Raw genomic sequence first — 21,523 nt, forward strand, 5'->3', positions numbered from 1 at the left:
AAATTTATCATGAAAACCATTTTATATTTTTTATTTATTTCATTCACTTTTAATGTTTCTGCACAAGAATGTAATTATGAAGAATATTATGGTTTAATAAAATTAGCAAAAAAACAATCTGAGAAAAAAGAATATAAATTAGCAAATTCGACTTTCAAGAATGCTTTTTCTGGAGTAGACTTTCCTCTAGGTCAAGATTTAGGTAATGCCTTGTTAGTTGCGCAAAAAACCAATGATGAAATTTGGGCTAAAGAAATTTCTATTAAACTTGCAAAAGGAGGTGTGCCAATAAGATATTTTACAAAACTTTATAAAATGAGTTGGTATAAAGATTTTAAAACTAATTTTAAAAGTTTTTCATCTTATCATAACGTAAATTATAATATAGAGCTTAGAGAAAAATGGATTGCATTAATTTTAAAGGACAAAGATTTTAATTTAAATAGATATCATGCACACAGAGAAGCAAGAATTAAAACTACTTTAGAAGAACTTATCGCAGAGGCTTCAGAAATTTCAAAAGAATTTGTTACTATAGTAGAAACCTATGGATTTCCACATGAAAAGCAAATGGGCTATTTGTATATTCAAGGAGAAAATAGAATTACAGACTATCGCATAGATGTAGTAATAAGACACATTTACCAAAGAGGTGAAACAGTATACGAAAAAGATATAGATGATTTTATCTGTGAAGGAAAATTAAGAGAAAAAGATGTCGTTTCAAAAGAGTCTATAGGATTTAATTATGGTGAAGGTTTAGAAAAAGTTTTGACAGAATTCTATAATAAATATGTTAAAAATTAACCACGAAACAAAAAGAAATCATCTTTCATGTCTTCTATCTGTGCATCGCGATTAGTAATTATATAATCAATGGCTTTAATGGTAAAAGTATCACCTTTTTTGGTTAAAGAAACAATGTTATTATTCACCTCAATCATGTTATTTTTCAGTGCCAATTCTAAAACCGTTTTAGCTCTTATTTTTTGCCAGTTTATGTGCTCGCGTAAATGGTTAACATGGCGTTCATTTTCTTCAGTATGATTTTTTAAATGCAGTAAAAACGTAATTAATGATACTTCGGTGCGCTGTTGTTTTTCTCTATACAATACTGCAATTACCCCTTTACTTGGTGCAAATAAATACACGATTAAAAACAATAAACCAAGCATGGTCGTAATAGAACCAGCAATAGAGGCGTCGAGCCAGTGCGCAAACCAATACCCGGAAATAGCGCTTAACACACCAAAACCAATAGCTAAAGCTAACATTTTCTTTAAATTGGTTGTTAATAAATAGGCAGTTGCCGCAGGTGCAATCATTAAAGCAACCACTAAAATTGCTCCTACAGCATCAAAAGCACCAACGGTTGTTACTGAAGCCACACTCATTAATCCATAATGAATAATTGCCGGTGAAAAACCAAGCGAAGCTGCTAATTCTGCATCAAAGGTGCTAACTTTTAATTCCTTAAAAAAAGCAATTAACAGCGAGATGGTTATTAGTACGATAATACCAATAATCCATAATGATTTTGGACCAATATCAATTCCAGAGATTAATAATCTGTCGAAAGGAGCAAAGGCTAATTCACCCAACAACACAGCATCTACGTCTAAATGAACGTCATTAGCATTTTTAGCGATTAAAATAACTCCAATACTAAATAGTGCAGGGAACACTAAACCAATAGCTGTATCCTCCTTTACAAGTCCGGTTTTTTGTATGTATTCTACTAAAACCACAGTTATTATACCTGTAAATGCCGCTAACAGAATAAGTAAAGGTGAGTTGAGGTCTTGTGTTATAAAAAAACCAATAACTATTCCTGGTAAAATAGAATGGCTAATGGCATCACTAATCATAGCCATTTTCCTGAGTACTAAAAATGTGCCTGGAATAGCACAAGCAATGGCTACTAAACTGGCAATAAGCTGTATTTCAATTTGAGCGCTATTCATCTTTTGTAGATTGTTTGTTGTATAAATTGGCAGCAGTATTAAACCCAGTTTCGGTTAAACTCCATAGGTTGCCTTCAAGTTTTACGTAATCTTTCTCTACTAATTTTTGAAGCGTTGATCGCGTATAACCTTGAAAATTATTTAATAATTTAATGGAATGAGGATGCGAAATATTGTCGTGCGTTTCAGCAATATGATGCATAAATGCTAAGGTCTTGTGAAGTTCTAAATCGCGTCTGTTTTTTATAAACCGTATTTGTTTAAACAGCAAACCTCGACTTGGAGAAAACACAAATGAAAAGAAAACAAAAACCGAAGCCACCAACACAATAACTGGTCCTGTAGATAAATTGGTCTGGCTTGCACTGATTGCTGTGCCAAAAACGCCCGAAAACGCTCCAAAAACAGCAGCCAAAAATACCATGGTAGCTAAACTGTTAGTCCATTGTCTTGCAGCAGCAGCTGGTGCTAAAAGCATGGCACTCATTAAGACCACGCCAACCGTTTGAAGTCCTAAAACAATGGCTAAAACTATAAAACTTGTAATTAAAATATCAATAATATTAGTATTAAAACCTAACGTTTTGGTATAGTCGGCATCAAATAATAAAATTTTAAATTCTTTCCAGAACAATAATAAAACCAATAAGCATAAACCTGTAACCGTTGCCATCAACCATACATCGCTTTCTACCAATGTTGCTGCTTGCCCAAATAAATACTTGTCTAATCCTGCTTGGTTAGCTTTAGGTTGTTTTTGTATAAAGGTTAACAAAAGCATACCAAAACCAAAAAATAAGGACAAAATTAAACCTAAAGCCGTGTCACTTTTTAAATGCGTTTTTCTCACAATACCACGAATCCAAAAGGTACCAATTAAGCCACTTACTAAAGCACCTAAAAGTAAAATGTTGGTATCTTTTGTACCTGTAATTAAAAAGGCAATCGCTATGCCTGGTAAGGCTGCGTGAGAAATAGCATCACCTAACAAGCTTTGTTTTCTAAGCACAGCAAAACTACCCAACATTCCTGTTACAGCTCCTAAAATAGCTGTTCCCAACGTTATGGTTCTTAGTGTGTAGTCTGTAAAGACTAGTTGAAAATATTCTGTTATGTCCATAATTCCTGCGAAGGCAGGAATCTCATCCTGTTTTCGCAATATTTGTTATTTATAATTTCAATTCATGAGATTCCTGCCTTCGCAGGAATTGATTATTCCTGTATACTTACTTTGTAATTAATACCGTAAGTCTTTGTTAAATTATCATCATTAAAAATATCTTTAACTGGACCTGTAGCAATTTTCTTTACATTTAAAAAGGTTACCCAATCAAAATATTCTGGTACGGTTTGTAAATCATGATGCACGACAACTAACGTTTTGCCTGCCTTACGTAATTCTTTCAATATGTTAATAATGGCAATTTCGGTGGTAGCATCAACACCTTGAAAAGGTTCATCCATAAAATATATGGAGGCGTTTTGTACTAACGCGCGTGCTAAGAAAATACGTTGTTGCTGTCCGCCAGAGAGCTGACTAATTTGTCTTCCTTTAAAGGCCAGCATACCAACTTTTTCTAAAGCCTCTAAAGCTGCTTTTTTCTCTTTTTGCCTTGGTCTTTTAATCCAGCCTAAACTTCCGTAAGTTCCCATCATTACAACATCTAAAGCTGTGGTTGGGAAATCCCAATCCACACTTCCTTTTTGCGGAACATAAGCTACTAATTGACGCTGTTTAGTATATGGTTTGCCATAGATGGCCACACTTCCTGCAATAGGTTTTAATATGCCTAAAATAGATTTTATAAGCGTCGATTTTCCTGCACCATTAGGACCAACAATAGCCATTAAAACACCTTCCGGAATTTCTAAATCGATATCCCATAGCACAGGTTTGTAATTGTAAGCAACGGTTAAATCGTCTACTTTTACGGCCAGCACCCTTTCTACGGCAGAAGTCTCGTTATTAGAATTACTGTTTTTTATATTTTCGTCTTTTTTATTTTTCATTTCATATCTAAAAAATCATGAGATTCCTGACCTCGCAGGAATGTAACTTACTTAAGCGCATTTACAATAGTGTTCACATTATATTCAAACATTCCAATGTAAGTGCCTTCAAGAGTTCCCTTGTTTCCTAAAGCATCGGAATATAAAGTACCACCAATAATTACATCATGACCTTTGGATTTTACTGCAGCTTGCAATGCTTCAATGGTACGTTTTGGTACAGAACTTTCTACAAAAATGGCTTTTACTTTGTTATCGATAATAAAAGTAGCTAATTTTTGTACATCTTGCACACCAGCTTCTGTAGCAGTACTTAAGCCTTGTAACCCAACAACATTAAAACCGTAATTTTTGCCAAAGTAGTTAAAGGCATCGTGAGCAGTAACGAGTATTCTTTTCTCCTTTGGAAGTGTCTCTATAGTTTCTTCTATTTTAGTTTGTAAATCGCTTAATTTTTTAAGGTATAGTTTTTCGTTTTCACGAAATGCCATTGCGTTTTCTGGATTTTTTTCAGATAATACTTTGGTTACTTTATTGGCAAATGCCTTAAAAAATGCGATGTTAAACCACACGTGCGGATCGTAATTAGAAGCAAAATAATCTGAGCCTATTAATTGTGATTTATCTAAACTCGCACCAAGCTCTATTGGTGTCTTTGTTTTACTACCCATTTTTTCAAAAACTTCTACAAGTTTTCCTTCTAAATGGAGTCCGTTATAAAAAATAACATCTGCATTTACCAACTTGGTTACATCACCTTCGCTGGCTTTATATAAATGCGGATCGACACCGCTTCCCATTAAACCTTGCACATTGACTAAACCACCACCAATGTTTTCTACCAAGTCGGTTATCATGGTAGTAGTGGTGACAATATTTAATTTATTATTATCCGGTTTTGCGTCGTCTTTACAACTTAATGATGAGGTTATAATGGCTAATAGGAGTAGTGTTTTTTTCATTTTATTTAATCCGCAATAGGGTGTTTTTTAATTATTTATTTCTCAAAATCTTTCAACTTTCGTTTAATGAGTTATACAAATGCTTTTCTATTTAGGGATTCTAAAACTAAATCCCGCACTTATTAAAATGTCCTGACCATCTGTTATGCTCGAACCTACAGTAGCATCTAGTTGAAAATTATTAGTTAGTAAATAAGTAAGGCCAGCATCCCAAAGATGGTTTGCTTTGTTGTTTTCTGGAAAATCACCATACAATTCTAAATATGCTCCAAACTTCTGGTTTATACTATACCCATATGCAATAGTGTAGAGGTAGGCAGCTTCCGGATTGTCGTTTTCCCAAATAGCCCCTAAATTATAGGATAAACTTGATTTTTCACTAAGCGTATGTGCAAATGAGAACCTAAAATCAACACCTGTGGTTTCGGGTCTTATTTCTTTTTTTACCGAGAATGGTAAATTTAAATGTCCTAAAAAACCAATTTCTGGCATAGCGCCATTTTCTTGAGCTATAGTTGTTTTAAAACCTAAGAGCAATGGCGAAAAACTATTAAAAGATGTAATTTCGTTGCCATTAAATTTTGTTTTACTATTTGTATAATTATATCCAAGACGTAATTCTAAGTTGTTTAATAATCCATATCGAACAAGCATTGTGTTATAGGTAAAATCTTCAGTTTTAAAATTGTTGTCTTCAAAACTTTCGTAAAAAGCACCAGTTTCTACTTGCAAAAATCCATTTGGCATAGCTGTTGGCGATTCGGTTGCATCTGGTCTGTCTGTAACTAAGGCATCCAAAGTAGTGTTCTCTTGAGCACCGCACAAAAAGGCAGCGAAAAATAAAAATGGAGCGGTAATCGCTTTAAAATGTTTAGTTGAGGTCATTAACATAAATGATGTTTGTAAAATCTTTATTCAAAAGAATGGTGTTGTTATTAATTAAAATTTGAGTCATTTCGTTTTTACTAAATTGCTTGGTTATCAAGACCGTATTTCCATATTTTAAGCCGTTTTGCGCACAAAAATCGAAGAATTCTTCTTCATCACTCATAAGTCTTGAAATAACATATTTTTTGCCTTCAACAGCATTAAATAATGAAATTGAAGTGTCTACAGTTGTAATTTCTCCATTCATATTTGGAATAGGATCACCATGAGGATCGAACTTTGGGTTTCCCAAATACTCACTTATTTTTTCGGCTAAAAAATCTGAAGTTTCATGTTCTAAAAACTCTGCCTCACGATGAATTTCATGTAATGACATGTTAAACGTTTTGTACAAAAATGCTTCCCAAAGCCTATGTTTTCTAATAACATTTAAAGCCATTTTCTCTCCTTTTTCTGTGAGTTGTAAGGCTTGGTATTTTTCGTAATTGAGCAAATCTTTTGCAGCCAGTTTTTTAGCCATATCTGTTGCTGCCGCATTAGAAATACCTAATTTTTTTGCAATGTTACCAGGTTTGGTATCATTCGCACTGTTATTATCATTTTTGTAAATGGCTTTTACAAAATTCTCTATAGCTACAGACATTTAGAATTACTTTAATTAATATTTAAGTATGCTTAAAATACAATCAAATGTAACTAAAATTTTTAAAAAAATTGATTTTGGTACGATTTAAGTTATATTTAAAGTCTAAGATTTAATTTATTTAAAAAATGAAACACGTATTAATAGCAGTTACTTTATTATTTGCAATAAGTGGCTTAGCCCAAGATTCTACTAACGTTAAAGCTGAAACTCCAAAGATTATTTCAAAATTAATGTATGGTAAGGCAATACAAGTAGAGGATTTAGAATTTAAATTTGTAGCCGTAGAGTCTGATTCTCGTTGTCCAAAAGGCGTACAATGTGTTTGGGCTGGTGAAGCCGTTGTTTTAGTAGATGTATTTAAAAATGGTACAAAGTTAGAACAGAAACGCATTACTTTTTCGCCTACAAGTAAGCTTCAAAATTTAATAGGAAATTTATTTACTTCAGAATCACTTAAAATTTCAGGTATTAATATAGCACCATATCCAGAGTATAGAAATAAAATTAAAGCCGAAGATTATTACATCATGTTAGATGTTAGAGAGTGATATTTAATGACAACCACAATCGTCTGTACCACATGCTTTATCCGATTTCTTTTTCCAAAAGAATTTTTTAGCCAAATAAAACAGAGCAAACCCTAAGATTGTAAAGACAATTATATTTTGAAATATGCTATTCATTACTTTAAAAATTGATAGGCTAATAATGCTACAATATACGCAATTGCCGTCATAATAACGAATTGATATACGGGCCATTTCCAGCTATTAGTTTCCTTTTTTACAATGGCTAAAGTACTCATACACTGCATTGCAAAAGCATAAAACAATAACAACGATATACCCGAAGCAAAATTAAATAATGGACCACCAAGAATTGGGTTAACCTCACCAGCCATTCGGTTTTTAATGGTTTCTTCGTCATCACTACCAACACTATAAATTGTTGCAAGCGTGCCCACAAAGACCTCTCGAGCAGCGAAAGAACTTACAATGGCGATGCCAATTTTCCAGTCGTAACCCAAAGGTCTAATAGCAGGTTCTATAGCTCTTCCTGTTATACCAATAAAGGAATGTTCTAATTTATGTGATGCTATTTTTTGTTCTAATTCATCGCTATTTAAATTATCGTTGGCAAATTGTTCTGTAACAATACTTTCGGCATTGTTAAACTGTTCACCAGGACCATACGATGCCAATACCCAAAGTACAATCGAAATAGCTAAAATAATCTTACCTGCACCAAAAACAAAGGCTTTCGTTTTTTCTAAAACAGTTAAAGCAACATTTTTAAGAAGAGGCACTTTATAGTTAGGCATTTCTACTACAAAAAAGGTTCTGCTTTTAATGTTTAGAATTTTATTTAATAACCAGGCAGAGCCAACTGCGGCGCCAAAACCAATTAAGTAAAGCAACATTAATGTTAGTGCCTGATAGCTTAAACCAAATATTCGACCTTCTGGAATAACCAGGGAAATAATAATTAAATACACAGGTAATCGTGCAGAGCAGGTGGTAAAAGGTGTCACTAAAATCGTGATTAACCGCTCTTTCCAACTTTCAATGTTTCGTGTCGCCATTATTGCCGGAATAGCACAAGCGGTTCCAGAAATTAAAGGCACAATACTTTTACCACTCAAGCCAAAACGACGCATCACTCTGTCCATTAAAAATACAACACGACTCATGTAACCACTTTCCTCAAGCACTGCTATAAATAGGAATAAGAAGGCAATTTGTGGAATAAAAATAACAATACCACCCAACCCGGAAATAATTCCTTCAGCAATTAAATCGGTTACTTTCCCTCCTCCTGGAAATGTTGCTTTAACCCAATTGCTTAGCGATGCAAAAGCAGAGTCTATCCAGTCCATGGGTACACTTGACCAATCGTAAATAGCCTGGAAAATGGTTAAAAGGATAAGAAAAAAGATAAGATATCCCCAAACCTTGTGCGTTAATATACGGTCGAGTTTTGTGCGTAAATCTTTAGCTTGAGACACATCTATAGTTTGCCCTATTTTAAGGACATTATTAATAAACTGATAGCGCTTTATGGTTTCTTTTTGCTGAAGTCTTTTAAGGTCGCTTTTAGATTTTGTTTTAAAACTGGTAATGGCATCAAGTTCCTTTCTGTCTGTTTTACCAAAGTTAACATCTTGCGTAATTACAAGCCACAGCTTATATAATAACTGATTTGGAAATGCCTTGCGAAGGCGGTTAAAATATTCAACATCAATTTCTGATGCATTTAAACACGGTTTAACAGACAGCTCTTTGTAATTAGTAATTTGGTGTTTTAGATTGTCTATACCTTCATTTTTACGCGTACTAATAACAGCGATTTTAGTTTCTAATTGCTGTTCTAAATATTCAATATCTAACGAAATCCCTTTTCTACGCATTCTGTCTGCCATATTAATAACTAACAAACACGGGATTTCAAGGTCTTTAATTTGTGTAAAAAGTAAAAGGTTGCGTTTTAGGTTTTCGACATCACTAACAACAACAGCAACATCTGGGAAATCTTTATCATTTCGGTTTAGCAGGAGTTCTATAACCACGTTTTCATCTAACGATGATGCGTTTAAGCTATACGTACCAGGCAAATCTATAATATGGGCTTTAACGCCTCTGGGTAATTTACAGATGCCTTCTTTTTTCTCAACCGTAATTCCTGGGTAATTACCAACCTGCTGATTTAAACCTGTTAGGGCATTAAAGACAGAGGTTTTTCCTGTGTTGGGATTTCCTATTAATGCAACGTTAATTTGCTTACTCATCTATTTTATTAATTAAAATATGAATAGCTGTTTCTTTTCTAATGGCTAAATGGGAGCCATTAATATTTAAATACATAGGATCTGAAAATGGTGCAACTTGAAGTAATTCTACAAAATTACCAGGAAGGCAACCCATTTCTAAAAGTTTTAATGGGATTAATTCTGAAGAAACATCAGTAATTACAGCTTTTTCACCGCGTTTTAAATGTGCTATTGTATGTTGCAAGCTTATTTAGATTGATTTTAAAGAAGCAAAAGTAAGAGAAAAATATAAGCCTAAAAAATTGTAGTCCAATAAAGGTTTATTTTTCCATTCTTTTTAATTTTTTTATGTCGTCAAGAAGCTGAGAAATAGCTTCAGGATCTGTACCATCGTAATAACCGCGAATTTGCCGTTTCTTATCTATGAGCATAAAATTTTCTGTGTGAATCATGTCGTATTGGTCACCATTCCCAGTGGTTTTAACAGCTAAATAGCTTTTTCTTGCCAACTCGTAAATTTGTTTTTTATCACCTGTAACTAAGTTCCATTTTGTATCATTTACACCTTTTAATCTGGCATATTTTTTTAGCTGTGCCACACTATCTATTTCAGGTGTTACCGAGTGAGACAGTAACATAATGTCGTCATCATTAATAATTTCTTTTTGTATCTCGCGCATATGGTCCGTCATAATCGGACATATAGTCTGGCACGTTGTAAAAAAGAAATCTGCCACATAGATTTTGTTCTTATAATCGTTTTGGGTAATGGTTTTTCCGTTTTGGTTGGTTAAGCTAAAATCTGCAATTTTATGGTATTTCCTTACATGCTGAATCGTACTGTCTACCAAGCTTGTATCGATACTTTCCGGATTCCAGATTGGTAAGGGTTTTTCGACGTTTAAAATATTATAGATTATTACAATTATAACTGCTGAGAGGATAAAAAACCCTATGGCAAATTTTTTATAATCTTTAAAAAACGAAAGCATAATAGAGGATTTGAGATTTAATTTTGCAAAAATACAATGCAAACGGTTGCTAAACCATTTTTTTGGCTCATAAATTGCTGTTAAAAGCCAAAGCAATGTAATATTAGCTTTTTAAACTAAGTCTAAATACTTACTTTTGGGCGTTATAAAATTGAACAGATAAAATAAATGGAATTTATTATAAAAATATCTCAGTTTTTACTGAGTCTTTCACTATTAATTATACTTCACGAGCTTGGACATTTTATTCCGGCAAAACTATTTAAAACGAGAGTAGAGAAGTTTTACTTATTCTTTGATGTAAAATTTTCGCTCTTTAAAAAGAAAATAGGCGAAACAGTTTACGGTATTGGTTGGTTACCACTTGGTGGTTACGTAAAAATTGCTGGAATGATTGATGAAAGCATGGATACCGAAGCCATGGCCGAAGAGCCTAAGCCATGGGAATTTAGGTCGAAACCAGCATGGCAGCGTTTAATTATTATGCTTGGTGGTGTTTTTGTTAATTTCGTGTTGGCTTTAGTCATTTACATTCTGGCTTCTTTTGCATATGGAGATGCTGATATTTCTGCAAAAAGCATTAAAGATGGATACCTTATTGAAAACCCATTATTAACCGATTTAGGTTTTAGAACGGGAGATGATATTGTAAAAGTTGGTGATGCTAAAATTATAAACGAATCTGATATAAGAGCGAACATAATTGGTGCAGAAACGGTAACAATTTCCAGAGATGGTGTAGAGAAAACGATTGAGCTGCCAGAAGATTTTTTAGGGCAATTGTCTTCTAGTAAAAACAGAAGCTTATTCGAGTTAAGAAGACCTTTTATTGTCGCTCAAGTTACAGACACCTCGCTAAACAAATCTGTAGATTTAAAGAGAGGCGATTTTTTAACTTCAATAAACGGACAGGATGTAAAGTATATAGATCAAGTTACAACTATAGCAAGCACATTAAAAGGAGAAACCGCTACCGCTAAATTTATTAGAGACAATGATACAATTGTTAGAAGTTTAAAAATAAGTAAAGACGGAAGTTTAGGCATTTATCAGGGTGGTGTGTCTATGAATGATATCGCTGCAATGGGCTATTTTGATATTGTTAGGAAAGAATACACTTTTGGAGAAAGTTTTGGTGTTGGGTACAACAAATTTACAACCCAAATAGGCTCTTATTTTGGGCAGTTAAAATTAATTTTTAGTCCAAGTACAGGTGCATATAAAGGAGTTGGAGGATTTAAAGCTATTTTCGATATCTTTCCAGATACCTGGAGCTGGCAAGCTTTTTGGGGCATTACAGCATTTTTATCTATTATGTTAGGCGTATTAAACTTATTACCAATTCCTGCTTTAGATGGAGGACACGTTATGTTTTTACTATACGAAATGGTTTCTGGACGTAAGCCAAGCGATAAATTTATGGAGTATGCACAAACTGTAGGATTCTTTATTTTAATTGCATTAGTGCTGTTCGCCAACGGAAACGATATTTTTAAAGCGATTTTTAATTAAAAAATTAAAAATTGTTTTGCAGAATATAAAAAACAAATTATATTTGCGCTCGCAACAGCGAAAAACACTCCTCCTTAGCTCAGTTGGTTAGAGCATCTGACTGTTAATCAGAGGGTCCTTAGTTCGAGCCTAAGAGGAGGAGCTTTCTTTGACTCCCCATCATTTTGATGGGGAGTTTTTATTTTCAATCTCTTGAAAGGCTTATGTTTACTAAGGATTAGAGCTATGAAGGAATCCAAATATTCCGTTCGATAACTGTTTTTAAAAAAAACGAGTTTTTCAGGGAATATCGAACCAATAATCTTTTTTTTGATGTTGGCTGGCGAAGTTTTATAGAGTTTATCAATGCCATGAAGGAATGATATACCGAGCTTCAAATATTCCTCAATATCTTTTTTTAAGCTTTTGATGTTCTGTAATTCAAGGTTGAGGTTATTGATTTTTTTCTGAGTCTTCCCTTTCATATTATTATAAGTAGAAGCATCTATCACATCGTCGAAAAATTTATCTTCAATAGATTCCATTCGAGTGTTCAACTTGTTTAGATCTATCTTTATTTGTCTAATACGTAGATTTCTGGATTTTTGTTCTCCACTAAAAGTCTCATCAAGTATCTTTATTATATAGTTCTAAGACATCTTGCTTGATAACAAATTCTGCTAAAACTTTTTCAAAAAGAATATTTGCATCATCAGCCCTAAAGCGTTCCTTACATTTTGGGTGGCAATGGTAATAGAAGTGACGAGTACCGCTTCCACCTCTTGAAGCACTGCCTGTCATTGCTCTTCCACATTTTTTACATTTTAAATACCCTCTAAGAGGTAATCTTTCATCAATTTCAGAAAATTTATGAATCTTAGATTTATGCTTTCCTGTTATAATATGCTGTACTTTATTAAAAGTATCTTCATCAATAATAGGTGGATGGAGTCCGTTAACGATAATAGCGTCTTCCTTTTTCCATTCTTTGATTAATATTTTTCCGCAGTATACAGGATTTTTTAAAAGATTAAGCATCGTCTGTTTCGTGATTTTTAAACCTCTGTTGTAATATTTCCTCCTTACTTCTTCGGCGGAAAGTACTCCTTTCGAGTAATCTAAAATCGCCTTTCTAATAATTGGAGCAACATCGTCATTAAAAGCTAACGTAGCCTTCCCTTCTGCATTTCTATGGTTTATGTATCCAAATGGTGCATATCCTACAAAGCAACCTTCTTTCATCGCTCTACGCAAGCCTTCCTTTGTTCTAATACTATTCTTGTCATTTTCAACTTCAGGTATAACCAAATATACAGCAAGCATGACCTTAGAATCAGGTTGAGATAAATCTAAAGGCTGTTCAATAGCGTTGACGTCAATACCTAAGTTTTTAAATTCACGAATAACACGGTAGGCTTCTTCTTGATTTCTACTAAATCGATCCCAACGAGTGAATAGAAGACAATCGACAGTTTTTCTATTGGCTTTAATATAAGAAGTTAATTCATTAAAAGCTGGACGGTCAAAATTCTTTGCAGAGAAGTCTTCTTTAAAATGACGTAATATATTGATTTCTTTATGTTGGCAATATAATTCCAATACACTTTTTTGATGAGGCAAACTAAAGCCTTTGTTGGCTTGCTCATCTGTAGATACTCTAGTATATATTACTGCGTTTAACATTTGAAGATATTAGGTAGCGTTCATATTCAATTAATGCAAAAAAGAGTAGTTTTGACTTTAGAACTTTTTTTAGTTCTGAAGACCTTATAAGCTCCGATTGTATGTTATTTGATTTATTAAGCATAATTATATTTAAAAATATGCTAAATAACACAATAAAACAAATTTATTAGTGTGTTTATTGCTAAATAATGTATAAATTGATTAGATTTGAATTAAATCTATAGAAGATGAGCGAAATACAAAAACAATTTTCGAAAAACCTCAAGTCTTTGCGAAAAGAAAAGAGTCTTAGTCAGCAAGCAGTTGCAGATGGGAGCGGTATGATGGCTTCTACTTACAATAGAATAGAGAATATGAAAGTGACTCCATCTATTGATACAGTAGAGAGAATAGCCTCCGCAATTGGAGTTGATTTTGTCGATCTGTTTCAGTCAAGAGAAGTATCAGATAAATCAATAGCCCAGAAGTTAGAAATGATAAATGGGTTATCTGAATATAATAGGAGTGTAGTTGAAATAGTCTTAGATTCAATTATTGATAAGGATAAGCTTGAAAAAAAGCAAGAAGTTAAAATGAAGATTCGACTAGAAGAATTAGATTCAATAAGAAAAGAAAAGAGCTAATTTTATAAACTTTATTTTAATAATTGAGCTAGTCATTTAACTCAATATCAGTAATATTATATTTATTAAGTAACATCTTGTTTATAGAGCTTTTTCTTTTTAGATTCATAAAGGATCTCCTTTCAGAATTAGAAAATGGAGGTATACTAAAATTTTTTACGTAATTTTTTGCTAATGCAAAGTAATTACCCGAATATGGTTTACTAGTGTGTTTAATGTAATACCAAAAAACATCAGTTTTTAATATTTTCTGAATAAATTTTAAATCATCTTCAGAATCAGAAACTAAAGCATAGCCATTATAAAATAATAAATCCTCATTAGAAGTATAAACAAAATATGGGTTATTAGAAATGTAAGGAAAAAGTAACTTTTTGCCTCTAATACTTAAAGCTTGACTGCGACCAAAAGCATACCATTTTTCATAAGTTCTATTTCCTTTGTCCCGTTTTGAAAGTTCAGTCTTTTGTGATTCAAGATAAGAATATGCAAATGGGTAATTAGCCCTAAACTCTTTTTCAGGAATAAGTCTAACTAGTCGTCTATGATTATTTTGAAATAAATCATCTTGATTTTCATTAATTACTTTGTAAGGAAAAATAAGTTTTTCATTAAAATCTATCACATCTGATTCTATTTTAATTATGTTCGGTTTAATAGCATCTCTACAAATATCCCTTTCAATCTGTATAGTTTTTGAATTACTAATAAAATAATAGAACTCATCATCTTCATCAGTAGGATTGAATAAATATATCTTATTCCTTAAAGTAGCAAAGCCATTTCTAATTTCAAATAGATCTATCAATTTTGAACCACTATTTTCTAAACGCAGAATATTTAATTGACTACTAACATCATCGAGTTGCCAGCCATTAAAATCATCTAAAGAACTATAGTCTATATTAACAAAATCTGATTCTACTATATTATTTAAATTTTTACTAGTAGAATTGGTATAATGTATATTACCAGACTCTTTAGTTATTTCGCATATACAAGTATAGGTGTTTCGTCCTTTAAAAATTTGCTCACCTCCAAAATCAATAAACTTGAATTTGAATTTATTTTTAGAAAAATACCGTCTTAATGCTCTACCATTTAAACTTCTATAAAAATTATTTACTGTAATATAACCCAATACTCCACCTGTTTTCAACCATTTTAGACCTATTTCAAAAAAAGGAATGTATAAGTCCAATTTACCAGACGACGACACGTACCAATTTTTTATAAGTTCTTTCGTTTCCAAATCTAGATTTGTAGAGCCTACATATGGTGGATTACTATATATATAATCAAAACCTCCATTATTTTTTATTATACTAGATTTGTCGAACCAATCAAAATCTAATGAGTTGCCAAGAAACAAATTGAATTTAAATTCTATTTCATCTTCATTATTAGTAATAGCTAAAAGAGATAATAATAATTTAGTTCTTTCTATGCTATAATCTGCTATATCAATCCCAAACAAATTTTGTTCAATAATGTCTTTTATTTTTTTTCCCTTTTTATTTAAATATATTGCATATTCATATAAAAATCCCCCACAACCGCATGCTACATCACATACAGTATTATCTAAATTATTATTTTTAGTGCTGTCATTAATAATAAATTCTCTAATATTTTTCGGTGTATACACAGCTCCATTTACTTCTTTATCGGCAGGTGAAACGACAAACTCAAACAAGAGAATTAAATCTTCAAAGGAAACTGTTTTCTTTTCTTTTTTAATTAAATTAATAAATGCATTTAGTCTTTTAAAATCTAAATCATCATTTTCAATATTATACTTCTTTAAGAGCAAATTATTTTCAATATGTATCTCATTAATTCTTAAAAAACTAGAAACAATAAGCCTGTCTATCTCAAAAGGGATAGACGAATAGCTTTTCAAAAAATTAAAAATATGTATATTAGACATTAATTAGATTTCAATAATTGAGGATAAATTTCATTACAATTCCAACTAAATCTTGAATCCTCGTTTTGATAGGGTTGCCAATGTCTTGCTACTGAATAAACATATGGCCGCCAAATTAAATCTTGTAACTTTGAGACAGATAAAACATAAGGTCTATTATCACAACATAACAGTTCCCTTTTTTCTCCAAAAAAATTAGAGAGTACAAAATCTACACCTAAAATTATTTCTAATGGCGGATGCATAATCCGTGGCATGTCTAAAACAAATTGACTTCCAAAATTATCGTTAGGTACAACTAACTTATGACCTCCATACTGAAAATGATAAACTGGATGAGCAGACTTTGATTTGCTATTATCAGGATGTCTATCTAGATGCCAACTTGCAATCAAAGGAACTCTTTCATTACTTACCCCTTTAACCACTAGATTGAACTCAACATGTATTAAAGGATCTTCCGCATAATCTTCTCTTAAAAACTTACCTATAACTTTTGAAGTAATACTTATTGAAGTTAAACTAGATTTTAATGGAAATATTTGAGCTTCAATATCTTCTGGTGAAAATAGAATTTGTAAATCAGAAATTTCATAACCCCAAGAATTGGCATAATTTACATCGATACCTTTTACTATTGGAAGTGTGGATAAGCAATTATTTGCTGCTTCATCAAACTTTTTAACATCTCTAATTAAACCACCATCTAAAAGAGTTTTACCAAAACTTTTTAGTTTTCTTGAGATATCCAAGCGCATTTTTTCTCTCTGTGTTTTATTCATTTTTTAGAAGTTTAGAGAGTAGTTTTAATCTGTCTTTTTCCGAAGAGTGAGGAATTAAGCCTTCAGCTTTACTTTCAATATTAAATGCAGCTTTTAATGAAATATATTTATTTTCTTGCCATGGAAGAAGTTCTTCATTATGCTCTAACATTACTCCTTCAGAATACGGGTCTAAAGGTGCATTGTAGAATTCACATATACACCAAAATTTTGAACTATAAGAAGTTTCTATAGGTGATGCAGGATTTAAACCAGCTATTTTTGTTATTTTTTTTATTAGATCAACTCTTTCACTTGCATTAAGGAATGCAATGCTTTCTTTTCCTTTTTCCTTAAACCAATTATTGATTAATGGCCACCACCATCTTTCCCAATTGTCATTAAAAGGACCTTTATATTTAAATGGACTTAATTTGTCAATTAACGCATTAAATTCTGTTGAATCTTGAGCTACACCTAAACGAGCCGATAAAATATTTTTATCTACAAGTAATCCTGGTTTTAAAACTAGTTCTTTAAAGATAAATATAGCATATTCATGAACAGGTAATCGTCCTTTTAAATTTCCAAAATATTCAAAGAACCTTTTATCAATAAACACAATCTCTTGCTCTTTTAACAATACAAACTTATCAAGTTGAACATTATTACCCTTAAGTGTTGATCTTATCTCTGATACCACTTGGTAGCCTTTTGCTAATGACATTAATTCTTTAGCAACTCTTTCGGAATCATTTACTAAATCATCTGTTTTTAAATACTTCCTGTCGAAAAGATCATGTCCAGAACTGTCTTTATTATATGATGCTTTAAGTCTTCTATCGGTAGAACAAACTACTATAGGGATGTTCTTCATAGAACCTTCTGTTGCTCTAGTTCTTACTTCTTGAGCTAATGTAAGAGCTCTATATTCTGCTTCAGATTTTTGGTCTAAACGTAAATCAAAAATCAATCCGTCATACTCTTCTGCTTTTAACCTCCTAATCTCTTCACCAAAAGACTTTGGCTTATCCCATACTATTTCTAAATTTTCATCTTCTGACATTAGTAATTCAACTATGTCTTGAGTAATTTTGATTTCTTCATCATCTAGGTATAAATACTTCATCTTTATAAGTTTTCAATATCTTCGTCTGATGCTTGTGGAATTTCAATTCTAATACAAGTCATAAAACCTTTTTGTGGGTCAATTACTTCAATATTACCTCCATAAGCATCAATTATATCTTTTACAATTTTCAATCCTAATCCAGTACCTAATAATTCTTCGTCTTCATCAGTAAAATGACCAGAAGAGGATGATGTTGTATAAAATGCTTCAAAAATTTCTTCTTGTTTATCTTCCGGGATACCATCACCATTATCATTAAACTCTAAATAAATCACACCATTATCTTTCCCGATTTCTATTAAAATCTGACCTTGTTTTTGCCCAGCTCTTTTTATCGCTTTCAAAGAATTTGTATATAAATTATAAAGAATAGTTGCCCATTCAGAAGAATGCATTGGGACAGTGAAAAGTTCGCTTCCTTTAACAACCATTGGCAATATTGCTGTTTTATTAATATTTATATCAAGTGATACTACTTTAAAAAACTTTGACACAACTAACGGAACCTCTTGCGAGATTAACTCACGTGTAACATTTTCTGAAACGGTTTTATCAAAATAAGATGTATAAGTGTGTAATACTTTAACATTATTTATCAAACGGTCAATTTTACTTTGGTAATCTTTATCATTAGGGAATTTTTTTGAAAGTAATTTTACTGAAGCTGTTAAAGTAGCTATATACTGCCTCACTTCATGTGTAAAAATACCTATAGATAGCCCTAAACTTGCTAAAACACGCAATACACTAATTTCCTCAAGTTGATTTTCATCTTCTTCCTCTTGGAGCGTAATTACTTCATCAATTGACTTTACAAAATCTTTTATTTTAGTAGATTTTTCATCTAATTCTGATTTAATTTCATCTTTAGTTTTACCACTATAATTTTCAATTTGTACGTTTTCAGATTCTTTTTCTAAATCATCTTTTAAGTTTTTTAATTTTTGGAGTGGGCGCTCATACTTACGTTCCCAATTTTTTTGATTTGTAGTGACTTTTACTTTTCTTTTATGTGCAATTTTAACAACACCAGTCGTTAAACCACGATATACAAAATCTCTTAATTCTTCCAAACTTGAAGTTTCTAAAAGTCCTTCTCTACTTGATGTTTCCTCAAAATCATCTCCGGCTCTATCGACAACTTCAATAAAACCAAAAAAGTTAGAATTACTATGCACTGGTAAAAAAGTTCTCTTCTTTACTGATTCATCTAGCTCTAACCAATCATCTCCAAATTCTCCATAAGGTAAAACTCTAAACCCATTTCTATATAATCTTATACCACCAGAATGTTGAGCTAAATCGATAATTTTTTTTCTTTGTTGAGATGGAATAAACTCGGTAGTATATAAAAAGTAATGCGCTTTGAAATTAACATTACGTAACTTCTTATATTTTGACTTTGACTTATCTTTAACTGCACCTAACTGAATGAGCTCTGAAATTCCTAATTTTTTACTCTCAATAGAAACAAAACTATTACCTTCATTATCAACATAACCCTCAAAAACTGCTGCTGCGTAATTAAGTATCATAGTTTGCTCATCAGCAATGGTAATAAGTTTTTTTCCTTCTTTTTTGTATAATTCTGCTTTAAATCCTGGATCTAAAGTTTCCTCATTTCGATTTTCCTCTTGAGCAACTCTTTCTTTTGATAGTGGAAATGGTTGTATCAAAGCAGATACATATCTAAATATTCTTTCGATACTCGCTTTAGTCCAGCTATCCTTTAAGCCTTCAATTACTAATGTTGTTCCTTCAAACTCATTTAAATTTATCTCCTCTATCTTGTTAGAGATAGTTAATAAATCTTTATCTCCTTGATACTTATCCCAATCAATTGTTAATTTAATGGCATTATTAGTATTTTCTTTTTTAGTTATAATTGTAAGTTTCTCACCCAATCTTTGAACAGCAAAACGACCAATTCCTTTACGACCTGCTCTATTTCTTTTATACTTTGGAGATGTTGGGTTATGCACCTTATCTGTTGAAGATATTTTCATAAAGCCATTTACAAGCTCTTCCCGAGACATACCGCTGCCATTATCCTCAATTCTTAACACACCACCCTCGTTATCAGAATCTTCAAATATCAATTTAACTGTTACTGCATCCGCATCATAAGAATTCTTAACAAGCTCCGACACAGCAGTTTCTTTTTTACCAACTAATTCTGTACCTAATCTATTTATAACACCAGCATCAACTGAAAAGCGAACATTATCTTTATCAAAATTTGAGAGCATAGTTGATAGTTCCAAAATTTTGTTGTAATTATTTGGATCCTCTGCAATAACTTTGGTTAATTGTTGCCTGATATCAATTTCAGTCATTTAGATATAAATTTTAAGAGGTTTTCTTTAGTTTTTCAACCTTTAAGATTACCTCATTAGCATCGTTAATTCTCTTCAGTTTATAATCATAACTTGGATATTGTTGATAATCTTCAAAAGCCATCCTAGTATATTTAAGTGATTCAAGTATAAATTCTAAATCAGAATTAGTTAATTCAACAGTCATAATCAATGCTTTTTGGATTTTAACAAATTTACACATCTAATTCAAATAAGCATTATTTATAGTTGATAATTATTCACATATGATTTTTAAAGTTATTATTATAATCAAGGTTTAAAGCACTAGTTTTTAAATATTAAGATAGCTTAAAAATTGAAGTGAAATGGCACAAAAATTAGCTAATCGGATAAAAAATTTCGATAATCTCATTTATTCTTTAATTAGGTTTTTAAAAATGAGACACAACGATAATCTTATATAAATTGAATAAAAGTTTGTTTAAGCCTTGATTATAGTAATTACATTACGTTAAGATTATCTGCGTTATAACGATAAAATTAACATTTCGTCTATTTGTTAAAAATAAGATTGTACAAGTGTTAAATAAATATTAATTTACAAATGAGAGCTTTTACTCTAAAATTAACTAACCAAATAATTTCGCTTAGTAGACCCGTACAATAGTAATTGGCATTTAAGCTTAAGTAGAATAATGAATATAAGAGGTAACAATAATAGTTTATTAAATAAAATATATAGGATGTAGCCTATAAGTTAGTAGCCTGACTTATACGTCCTGTAAAATAACAGGGCGTTTTTTTATGCTTAATTTTTCAATTATAAAACCGAGAGTGGTTGAAAATTAAAATAATATGTCTCGGAAATAGTAACGGTCAGGATATCGGAGTCGAAAACCAAAGCCTGACAAAAACAAGAATATTATGATAATATTTTGAAAACAAAAATCCGAATCTTAATTATTAATAACTAAAATTCGGATTAGCGGTTAACTGTAAAACCTTTCGATATGAGAAATTTACAGAAAACCAGAGTTTACGTCGCAACAATGCTTATAGCATTGATAACTCTAAAACTTTACGAACAACATGATAAAGGTTACGTAAAGTTGATAAATTGCGACAGCATTAATATCAGTTCTATCAAACCTAAAAATAAAGGTAGAAAATAGAACTAAGAGAGGTCAGCTCTAACTGGCCTCTTTTCTTTTTTATTTTCTTTAGCAAAAGTATAACAAAATAAAATAAATAATCCATACTTTTGCGAGTGCAAATTTACATTATTATTATTTAATAAGCAAATATTTAAATTATTATAAATAAATTTAATAATTTTTTGTTTATTATCCAATA

Annotated in this window: 21 protein-coding genes and 1 tRNA gene; 5 read left to right on the top strand and 17 right to left on the bottom strand. The window is 31.6% G+C overall.

The annotated features are described in order from the left end of the window. The first annotated feature begins 9 nt into the window (after positions 1 to 9). Complete coding sequence (locus tag ACVC43_RS16105; protein ID WP_452225569.1) at positions 10 to 807, top strand: hypothetical protein; 798 nt, start codon at positions 10 to 12, stop codon at positions 805 to 807. Here the strand turns inward: ACVC43_RS16105 and ACVC43_RS16110 are convergent. The 6 genes from ACVC43_RS16110 to ACVC43_RS16135 all read right to left on the bottom strand — a co-directional run bounded on the left by ACVC43_RS16110 (position 804) and on the right by ACVC43_RS16135 (position 6,467). Then, positions 804 to 1,964 (bottom strand): metal ABC transporter permease, encoded by a 1,161-nt coding sequence (locus tag ACVC43_RS16110; protein ID WP_452225570.1) that lies wholly within the window; start codon positions 1,962 to 1,964, stop codon positions 804 to 806. The genes ACVC43_RS16105 and ACVC43_RS16110 overlap by 4 nt on opposite strands. Beyond that, the gene (locus ACVC43_RS16115; RefSeq protein WP_452225692.1) at positions 1,957 to 3,084 is read right to left on the bottom strand and encodes a metal ABC transporter permease; all 1,128 of its coding nucleotides are present in this window, start codon (positions 3,082 to 3,084) and stop codon (positions 1,957 to 1,959) included. The genes ACVC43_RS16110 and ACVC43_RS16115 overlap by 8 nt, the downstream gene beginning before the upstream one ends. Before the next feature lie 92 nt (positions 3,085 to 3,176). After that, complete coding sequence (locus ACVC43_RS16120; RefSeq protein ID WP_452225571.1) at positions 3,177 to 3,974, bottom strand: metal ABC transporter ATP-binding protein; 798 nt, start codon at positions 3,972 to 3,974, stop codon at positions 3,177 to 3,179. A gap of 47 nt (positions 3,975 to 4,021) precedes the next feature. Next, positions 4,022 to 4,936, bottom strand: a complete 915-nt coding sequence (locus ACVC43_RS16125) for a metal ABC transporter solute-binding protein, Zn/Mn family (RefSeq protein ID WP_452225572.1) — start codon at positions 4,934 to 4,936, stop codon at positions 4,022 to 4,024. A gap of 87 nt (positions 4,937 to 5,023) precedes the next feature. Next, positions 5,024 to 5,821 carry a transporter gene (locus ACVC43_RS16130; RefSeq protein WP_452225573.1) on the bottom strand — a complete coding sequence of 266 codons (798 nt, stop codon included), beginning with the start codon at positions 5,819 to 5,821 and terminating at the stop codon, positions 5,024 to 5,026. Then, complete coding sequence (locus ACVC43_RS16135; RefSeq protein ID WP_452225574.1) at positions 5,808 to 6,467, bottom strand: metal-dependent transcriptional regulator; 660 nt, start codon at positions 6,465 to 6,467, stop codon at positions 5,808 to 5,810. Before ACVC43_RS16135 ends, ACVC43_RS16130 begins: the two co-directional genes overlap by 14 nt. Before the next feature lie 128 nt (positions 6,468 to 6,595). Here ACVC43_RS16135 and ACVC43_RS16140 point away from each other — a divergent pair, with 128 nt between their 5' ends. Continuing rightward, positions 6,596 to 7,018: a hypothetical protein gene (locus tag ACVC43_RS16140; RefSeq protein WP_452225575.1), complete on the top strand. Its 423-nt coding sequence runs from the start codon at positions 6,596 to 6,598 to the stop codon at positions 7,016 to 7,018. Between the two features lie 3 nt (positions 7,019 to 7,021). Here ACVC43_RS16140 and ACVC43_RS16145 read toward each other — a convergent pair whose 3' ends face one another. The 4 genes from ACVC43_RS16145 to ACVC43_RS16160 form a co-directional block, all read right to left on the bottom strand. After that, positions 7,022 to 7,231: a FeoB-associated Cys-rich membrane protein gene (locus ACVC43_RS16145; protein ID WP_452225576.1), complete on the bottom strand. Its 210-nt coding sequence runs from the start codon at positions 7,229 to 7,231 to the stop codon at positions 7,022 to 7,024. Next, complete coding sequence (feoB, locus tag ACVC43_RS16150) at positions 7,153 to 9,255, bottom strand: ferrous iron transport protein B (RefSeq protein WP_452225577.1); 2,103 nt, start codon at positions 9,253 to 9,255, stop codon at positions 7,153 to 7,155. Before feoB ends, ACVC43_RS16145 begins: the two co-directional genes overlap by 79 nt. Then, positions 9,248 to 9,481, bottom strand: a complete 234-nt coding sequence (locus tag ACVC43_RS16155; RefSeq protein ID WP_452225578.1) for a FeoA family protein — start codon at positions 9,479 to 9,481, stop codon at positions 9,248 to 9,250. The genes feoB and ACVC43_RS16155 overlap by 8 nt, the downstream gene beginning before the upstream one ends. 76 nt (positions 9,482 to 9,557) lie before the next feature. Then, a complete protein-coding gene (locus ACVC43_RS16160; RefSeq protein WP_452225579.1) occupies positions 9,558 to 10,229 on the bottom strand; it encodes an SCO family protein in 672 nt (223 codons plus the stop codon). Positions 10,230 to 10,397: 168 nt separating this feature from the next. Between ACVC43_RS16160 and rseP the strand changes: the two genes are divergently transcribed. Together rseP and ACVC43_RS16170 are read left to right on the top strand one after the other, a co-directional pair. Then, positions 10,398 to 11,741, top strand: coding sequence for an RIP metalloprotease RseP (gene rseP / locus ACVC43_RS16165; protein ID WP_452225580.1), 1,344 nt, complete (start codon positions 10,398 to 10,400; stop codon positions 11,739 to 11,741). A 68-nt stretch (positions 11,742 to 11,809) separates the two neighbouring features. Continuing rightward, a tRNA-Asn gene (locus ACVC43_RS16170) sits at positions 11,810 to 11,883 on the top strand. On the opposite strand, the gene ACVC43_RS16175 is transcribed toward ACVC43_RS16170, so the two are convergent. Next, the gene (locus ACVC43_RS16175) at positions 11,849 to 12,265 is read right to left on the bottom strand and encodes a hypothetical protein (protein WP_452225581.1); all 417 of its coding nucleotides are present in this window, start codon (positions 12,263 to 12,265) and stop codon (positions 11,849 to 11,851) included. The genes ACVC43_RS16170 and ACVC43_RS16175 overlap by 35 nt on opposite strands. Positions 12,266 to 12,347: 82 nt before the next feature. After that, positions 12,348 to 13,403: a recombinase family protein gene (locus tag ACVC43_RS16180; RefSeq protein ID WP_452225582.1), complete on the bottom strand. Its 1,056-nt coding sequence runs from the start codon at positions 13,401 to 13,403 to the stop codon at positions 12,348 to 12,350. 230 nt (positions 13,404 to 13,633) lie between these two features. On the opposite strand from ACVC43_RS16180, the gene ACVC43_RS16185 reads away from it, so the two are divergent. Beyond that, positions 13,634 to 14,029, top strand: coding sequence for a helix-turn-helix domain-containing protein (locus tag ACVC43_RS16185; protein WP_452225583.1), 396 nt, complete (start codon positions 13,634 to 13,636; stop codon positions 14,027 to 14,029). A gap of 28 nt (positions 14,030 to 14,057) precedes the next feature. Here the strand turns inward: ACVC43_RS16185 and ACVC43_RS16190 are convergent, their stop codons facing one another. From ACVC43_RS16190 to ACVC43_RS16210, 5 genes are read right to left on the bottom strand one after another with little or no spacing between them, the layout of a single operon-like run. After that, positions 14,058 to 15,959 carry an HsdM family class I SAM-dependent methyltransferase gene (locus ACVC43_RS16190; RefSeq protein WP_452225584.1) on the bottom strand — a complete coding sequence of 634 codons (1,902 nt, stop codon included), beginning with the start codon at positions 15,957 to 15,959 and terminating at the stop codon, positions 14,058 to 14,060. Then, positions 15,959 to 16,741, bottom strand: coding sequence for a hypothetical protein (locus tag ACVC43_RS16195; RefSeq protein ID WP_452225585.1), 783 nt, complete (start codon positions 16,739 to 16,741; stop codon positions 15,959 to 15,961). The genes ACVC43_RS16190 and ACVC43_RS16195 overlap by 1 nt, the downstream gene beginning before the upstream one ends. Continuing rightward, a complete protein-coding gene (locus tag ACVC43_RS16200; protein WP_452225586.1) occupies positions 16,734 to 17,849 on the bottom strand; it encodes a hypothetical protein in 1,116 nt (371 codons plus the stop codon). The genes ACVC43_RS16195 and ACVC43_RS16200 overlap by 8 nt, the downstream gene beginning before the upstream one ends. Positions 17,850 to 17,851: 2 nt before the next feature. Then, on the bottom strand, positions 17,852 to 20,188 hold the full coding sequence (locus ACVC43_RS16205; protein ID WP_452225587.1) for a sensor histidine kinase: 2,337 nt from the start codon (positions 20,186 to 20,188) through the stop codon (positions 17,852 to 17,854). Positions 20,189 to 20,201: 13 nt separating this feature from the next. Next, positions 20,202 to 20,375: a hypothetical protein gene (locus ACVC43_RS16210; RefSeq protein ID WP_452225588.1), complete on the bottom strand. Its 174-nt coding sequence runs from the start codon at positions 20,373 to 20,375 to the stop codon at positions 20,202 to 20,204. Positions 20,376 to 21,523: the final 1,148 nt, after the last annotated feature.

It is taken from the genome of Lacinutrix chionoecetis (genome assembly GCF_053604665.1).

Bases quoted from the DNA above. Each gene is read 5' to 3' on its own strand.
- ACVC43_RS16105 (WP_452225569.1), top strand. From the start codon at position 10: ATGAAAACCATTTTATATTTTTTATTTATTTCATTCACTTTTAATGTT.
- ACVC43_RS16110 (WP_452225570.1), bottom strand. From the start codon at position 1,964: ATGAATAGCGCTCAAATTGAAATACAGCTTATTGCCAGTTTAGTAGCC.
- ACVC43_RS16115 (WP_452225692.1), bottom strand. From the start codon at position 3,084: ATGGACATAACAGAATATTTTCAACTAGTCTTTACAGACTACACACTA.
- ACVC43_RS16120 (WP_452225571.1), bottom strand. From the start codon at position 3,974: ATGAAAAATAAAAAAGACGAAAATATAAAAAACAGTAATTCTAATAAC.
- ACVC43_RS16125 (WP_452225572.1), bottom strand. From the start codon at position 4,936: ATGAAAAAAACACTACTCCTATTAGCCATTATAACCTCATCATTAAGT.
- ACVC43_RS16130 (WP_452225573.1), bottom strand. From the start codon at position 5,821: ATGACCTCAACTAAACATTTTAAAGCGATTACCGCTCCATTTTTATTT.
- ACVC43_RS16135 (WP_452225574.1), bottom strand. From the start codon at position 6,467: ATGTCTGTAGCTATAGAGAATTTTGTAAAAGCCATTTACAAAAATGAT.
- ACVC43_RS16140 (WP_452225575.1), top strand. From the start codon at position 6,596: ATGAAACACGTATTAATAGCAGTTACTTTATTATTTGCAATAAGTGGC.
- ACVC43_RS16145 (WP_452225576.1), bottom strand. From the start codon at position 7,231: ATGGCCCGTATATCAATTCGTTATTATGACGGCAATTGCGTATATTGT.
- feoB (WP_452225577.1), bottom strand. From the start codon at position 9,255: ATGAGTAAGCAAATTAACGTTGCATTAATAGGAAATCCCAACACAGGA.
- ACVC43_RS16160 (WP_452225579.1), bottom strand. From the start codon at position 10,229: ATGCTTTCGTTTTTTAAAGATTATAAAAAATTTGCCATAGGGTTTTTT.
- rseP (WP_452225580.1), top strand. From the start codon at position 10,398: ATGGAATTTATTATAAAAATATCTCAGTTTTTACTGAGTCTTTCACTA.
- ACVC43_RS16175 (WP_452225581.1), bottom strand. From the start codon at position 12,265: ATGGAATCTATTGAAGATAAATTTTTCGACGATGTGATAGATGCTTCT.
- ACVC43_RS16180 (WP_452225582.1), bottom strand. From the start codon at position 13,403: ATGTTAAACGCAGTAATATATACTAGAGTATCTACAGATGAGCAAGCC.
- ACVC43_RS16185 (WP_452225583.1), top strand. From the start codon at position 13,634: ATGAGCGAAATACAAAAACAATTTTCGAAAAACCTCAAGTCTTTGCGA.
- ACVC43_RS16190 (WP_452225584.1), bottom strand. From the start codon at position 15,959: ATGTCTAATATACATATTTTTAATTTTTTGAAAAGCTATTCGTCTATC.
- ACVC43_RS16195 (WP_452225585.1), bottom strand. From the start codon at position 16,741: ATGAATAAAACACAGAGAGAAAAAATGCGCTTGGATATCTCAAGAAAA.
- ACVC43_RS16200 (WP_452225586.1), bottom strand. From the start codon at position 17,849: ATGAAGTATTTATACCTAGATGATGAAGAAATCAAAATTACTCAAGAC.
- ACVC43_RS16205 (WP_452225587.1), bottom strand. From the start codon at position 20,188: ATGACTGAAATTGATATCAGGCAACAATTAACCAAAGTTATTGCAGAG.
- ACVC43_RS16210 (WP_452225588.1), bottom strand. From the start codon at position 20,375: ATGACTGTTGAATTAACTAATTCTGATTTAGAATTTATACTTGAATCA.